The organism is Streptomyces sp. JJ36 (assembly GCF_021696945.1).
Lineage (GTDB): Bacteria > Actinomycetota > Actinomycetes > Streptomycetales > Streptomycetaceae > Streptomyces.
Genome location: NZ_JACYHE010000137.1, coordinates 1 through 5,207, shown reverse-complemented (window position 1 = coordinate 5,207; position 5,207 = coordinate 1). Strand labels below are relative to the sequence as shown.

The window sequence follows — 5,207 nt, the reverse complement described above, 5'->3', positions numbered from 1 at the left end:
GGCGGGCGGTGGTGGCGGACACCGCCGCCACCGCCGCCACCGCCCTGCGCACGGCGGAAGGCCGGCGGACGGCGGTGCGGGCGGAGAGTACGGAGGTCGCCTTCCTCTTCCCCTGGCAGGAGGTCCGCTACGCCGGCGTGGGCAGGGGGCTCTACGAGACCGAGCCCGTCTACCGCGAGGCTCTGGACCGGTGCGCCGAACTCGCGATGCCCCACCTCGGCCGCGACCTCCGCTCGGTGGTCCATGCGGCCCCCCGAGCCGACCTCCGCAGGCGCCCCCTGGGTACCGACGTCGACCACCCGGCACTCTTCGCGATGGAGTACGCGCTGGCCCGGCTCTGGATGTCCCGCGGGGTCCGCCCCGGCAGCATGCTCGGTCACAGTCTGGGCGAGTACGTGGCCGCCTGCCTCTCCGGGGTCTTCTCGCTCGAGGACGCCGTCGCCGTGGTCTGCGCACGCGGCAGGCTGGCGCAGGACACCCCCCAGGGTGCGATGTCGGTCGTCGGCACGGGGGAGGAGCTGGCCGCCACGACGGCTGCCGAACACGGGTTGTCCCTCGCCGCGGTCAACGCGCACGACCAGTGCGTCCTCTCCGGGGATCCGGAAGCCGTCGAAGCAGCCGAGGGGGTACTCGCCCGGGCGGGCGTGCGCAGTCTGCGACTGCCGGCGGACCGCGCCTTCAACTCGCCGCTGATGGACTCCGTGCTCGAGGAGTACCGCTCGGTGATCGCCGGTGTGCGACTCGGCGAACCCCGCGTTCCGTTCTGCTCCAACCTGACGGGGACCTGGATCACCCCGGGGCAGGCCACCGACCCGGACTACTGGGTCCGTCACCTGCGGGAGACCGTACGCTTCGACGCATGCCAGGAGTCCGTCCTCCGGACTGAGGACCGGATCTTCCTGGAGGCGGGCCCGGGGACGGCGCTGACCTGGCTGATCCGCCGCTGGGCAGGTGACGACGAGCGGGCCCTGGCGACCTTCCCGGTCGCCGGGACGCCACCCGAGGACGAGCCGCTCCACGCACTCCGAGCCGCTGCCTCCCTGTGGGAGGCGGGGGCGGAGCTCGACTGGAGCGCACTGCGCGGCGCGGCGCGGTGCTCCCGCGTGCCGTTGCCCGCCCACCCGTTCGAGGGCGAACGCTTCCGACTGGGCGGCGGGCCGGTCCGCCCGGCCGCCCCCCTGTCGCGGGACACCGCCCCGGACACCACTGCTCCTGAGGCCGGCACCCCGGACGCGGGTGCGCACAGACGGGCCGGACAGGCGCCGCCGGCCGCATCCGGGTCCAGGGGCGAGGGCGGGCCGCCCCCCGGCGGGTACCGCAGGCCGGAGCTGAGGGTGCCCTACAGCGCGCCCCGGAGCGAGATGGAGCACACGGTGGCCGGGTTGTGGAGCAGGATCCTCGGCTACGCCGATGTCGGTGTCCACGACGACTTCGTCGACCTGGGAGGGGACTCCCTGGTGAGTGTCGAACTCGCCGCACAACTGGAGAGGAGGTTCTCCGTCGATGTGCCGGTCGAGCTGATGTTCCAGCACCCCACCGTCGCCGACCAGGCGGAGATCGTCGAACGGCTGATCGCGGCAGCCCCGGGCGCAACCGACGAGAGCGCCGGTGACACGAGCGGGGGTGTGATCCGGTGACCTCACGCTCAGAGCGCCCCGCCCGGCAGGAGGCCGGGCTGTCCGACGCCAAGCGTGCGCTGCTGGACCACTGGCTCGGCGGTCCCCCGGCGCCCTCCGCCACCCGGCAGCCGGAGGCGGCCCCGGAGCGTGGCGCCTCCGGTCACGCTGCCCAGCAGCCTGCGGCGAGCGGGGCAGGGACTACCGGCACCCCTGCCACAGCGACCGGGAGCCGGACGGCGCCCCTGTCGTTCGCCCAGGCCAGGCTGTGGTTCCTGGAGCAGGTCAGCCCCGGCAACCCGGCGTACAACCTGCCCCTCGGCCTGCGTCTCACCGGAGAGCTCGACGTGCCCGCGCTGGAGCAGGCCCTGGACGCTCTGGTGCAGCGCCACGAGGCGCTGCGCACCGTGGTGGCTCCGGACCCGGAGGGCACGGCGGTGCAGCGGGTCCTCGACCACGAGGTGTTCCGCCTGCGCCGGGACGACCTGCGCCCGGTGGCCCGTCGGCGGCGGGCACCGGTGCTGGACCGGCTCTGCCGCGCCGAGGCCCGCCTGCCCTTCGACCTGTCCGCCGGGCCCCTCTTCCGGGCACGCCTGTTCCGTACCGGACGGTCGGCCCATCTCCTGATGCTGACGCTGCATCACATGATCGCCGACGCCTGGTCGGGCGGTGTGCTGATGCGCGAGCTGAACCACCTCTACCAGGCGTTCCGGGACGGTCGCGCAGATCCGCTGCCGCCCGTGACGGCCCAGTTCCCCGACCACGCGGCTCGCGGGCGGGACACCGCCGTCGACGGCGCCACGGAGGAACTCCTCGGCTACTGGCGGCGGCGTCTGTCCGGAGCACCCATGGAGCTCGGGCTCCCCACGGACCATCCGCGGCCGGCCTCGCAGGACTTCGGCGGTGACGAGGTGAGATTCACCCTCCAGGCGCCGGCGGTCGAGCGTCTGCAGCGGCTGGCCGCCGACTGCGGCGCCACCCCGTTCGCGGTGATACTGGCGGCCTTGCACACCGTGCTGCTGCGCTGGACCGGCCAGGAGGACCAGCTCGTGGGCGTGCCCGTCGCCGCCCGGACCCGGCCGGAACTCCAGGGCATGGTCGGGTATGTGGCCAACACCCTGGCACTGCGCAACGACCTCGCCGGCGATCCGTCCTTCCGCACGCTGGTGGAGCGCGTGCGAGACGGAGCCAACGAGGCGTACGCACACCAGGATCTGCCGTTCGAGCGGCTCGTGGAGGAGCTGAGCCCGGACCGCGACCTCAGCGGCCATCCCGTCTTCCAGGTGCTGTGCACCTGGCAGACCGGCGGTCTGACCCACTTCGAGATGGCCGGTCTCGAGCTGGAACCGGTGAGCGTCCACACCGGCACGGCCAAGTTCGACCTCCAACTGGGGATGCTGCAGCGCGGCCGGGAGATCGACGGACGGCTGGAGTTCGCCACGGCGCTCTTCGAGCGTCCGACCGTGGAGCGTTTCGCCTCCCATCTGAGAAACGTCATCGACGGTGCCGCCGACGATCCGGCCCGGCCGCTGTCGCAGCTCCCGCTCCTCGGTGCCGAGGAGCGGAGACTGCTGCTTCGCTGGAGCGGTACGGGCGACGGCCTCGCCGCCTCCCCGGTGCCGGACCAGATCGCCCGGCAGGCCGCGGAGACCCCTGAGGCCACGGCCGTCGTCAGCGGTGACTCCCGTCTGACCTACGCAGAGCTGGAACGGCGGGCCGCGACCGCGGCAGAGGGCCTGCGTGCCGCGGGCGTGGGCCCCGAGACGCCGGTGGGCGTATGCCTTCCGCGCTCGGCGGAGCTGGTCGTTGCGCTCCTCGCCGTGCTGATGGCCGGCGGAGCCTACGTACCGCTGGACCCGGGCTTCCCCGACGAGCGTCTGGAATACCTGCTCGCCGACACCGGGGCGGACTGCGTGCTGACGACCCGGGCGCTGGCCGGGCGGTTCGCAGCGCACGGCGGCACACGCGTCGTGCGGTGCACGGACGGCAGGCCTCCGGACCGCGTGCCGGGGGAGACGACCGGTGCCGCGCGGTCCGGCCCTGCTGTCTCCGCCCCGGCCCGGCCGGACACCCTGGCCTACATCATCCACACGTCGGGATCGACGGGACGGCCGAAGGGCGTCCAGGTCACCCATCGCTCGATGGCGGACGTCCTGGGGCACACCGCCCGGATGTTCGCGTTCGGGCGGGGCGACACGCTCTGCGCCGTGGGCGCGGTGTGTTTCGACATCACCGTCCCGGAGATCTTCCTGCCGCTGATCACCGGTGGCCGGCTCGTCCTGGCGGGCGAGCACGAGGTCCGGGACGGCGAAGCCCTGCGCACACTGCTCCGGGGCGAGGCGGCCACCGTTCTCATGGCCACCCCGGCCACCTGGCGCATGCTGCTCGCCGCCGGCTGGGACGGCGAGGACGGGCTGCGCCTGGCCGTGTCCGCCGGGGAGGCGCTCAGCAGCGAACTCGACGCCGAGCTGCGCGCCCGGGTGGCCGACGTACGGAACCTGTACGGACCCACGGAGACCACGGTGTGGGCCGTCGGCCACCGCACGGGCCCCGGGCGGCCGCCGGTGCCGATCGGCAGACCGGTGGGGAGTGCCCGGGCGTATGTCGTCGACGCGCGGCTGTCCCTGGTGCCTCCCGGCGTGCCCGGCGAGCTGCTGCTCGGCGGAGAGGGCGTCACCCGGGGGTACCGGGGGCGTCCGGCGTGGACGGCCGAGCGCTTCGTCCCCGACCCCTTCGGACCGCCCGGAGGGCGGCTGTACCGCACGGGTGACCTGGTGCGCTGGCGGGCCGACGGCGCCCTGGAGTACCTGGGCCGCTCCGACGACCAGGTCAAGATCCGGGGCTACCGCATCGAGCCCGGTGAGATCGAGGCGTCGTTGCGGACCCGCCCGGATGTCGCCGAGGCCGTGGTGACGGTGCAGGAGGGCGCCGCCGGACCCGAGCTGCACGCCCATGTGGTGGTCCCGGACGGCACCGCCGAGCCGGCCGCCGGAGACCTGCGGCGGACGCTCGCCGCCCGGCTGCCCTCCTACATGTGCCCCGCCGGATTCACCGTTCTCGACGCCATGCCGCTCAACGACAACGGCAAGATCGACCGGCGTGCGCTGGCGACGGCGGCCGGCCGCAAGCCGGCCGCGGATGCCGCGTCGTATCGGGCGCCGGTCTCCGCGACCGCGCAAGCGGTCGCGGAGGCCTGGCGCACCGTGCTGGGGCTCGAACGGGTGGGCCTGCACGACAACTTCTTCGACCTCGGAGGGCACTCGCTGCTCGTTCTCCGGGTCCAGCGCGAGCTCGACCAGCGACTCGGCGTCCGGCTTCCGGTCGTCGAGCTGTTCCAGTACCCCACCGTCGCGGCACTCGCCGCGCATCTGGAGGCCGCCGGCACCGCCCCGCCGGGGCGGGACGAGCAGGTGCAGCAGGCCCGTCGCCGGGCCCAGGGACGCAGAACCGGGGCGGGCCGGCTCAGAGAGCGGCGCACCAAGGGCAGCAGGAACGCCGGACCGGGGACGGGAGACGAGAAATGACAGAGCCGGACATCGACGGTGCGGTGGCGGTCGTCGGTATGGCGGGGCGTTTTCCGGGGGCGGCCGA

2 protein-coding genes are annotated in these 5,207 nt (G+C 74.1%); both read left to right on the top strand.

Annotated features, from left to right (window positions below; all coding sequences use genetic code 11):
* Positions 1–1,637 (top strand): acyltransferase domain-containing protein (locus tag HOY81_RS26605; RefSeq protein WP_237323267.1); only part of this gene is annotated, 1,637 nt, incomplete at its 5' end.
* Positions 1,634–5,140: an amino acid adenylation domain-containing protein gene (locus HOY81_RS26600; protein WP_237323266.1), complete on the top strand. Its 3,507-nt coding sequence runs from the start codon at positions 1,634–1,636 to the stop codon at positions 5,138–5,140. The genes HOY81_RS26605 and HOY81_RS26600, both read left to right, overlap by 4 nt.
* Positions 5,141–5,207: the final 67 nt, after the last annotated feature.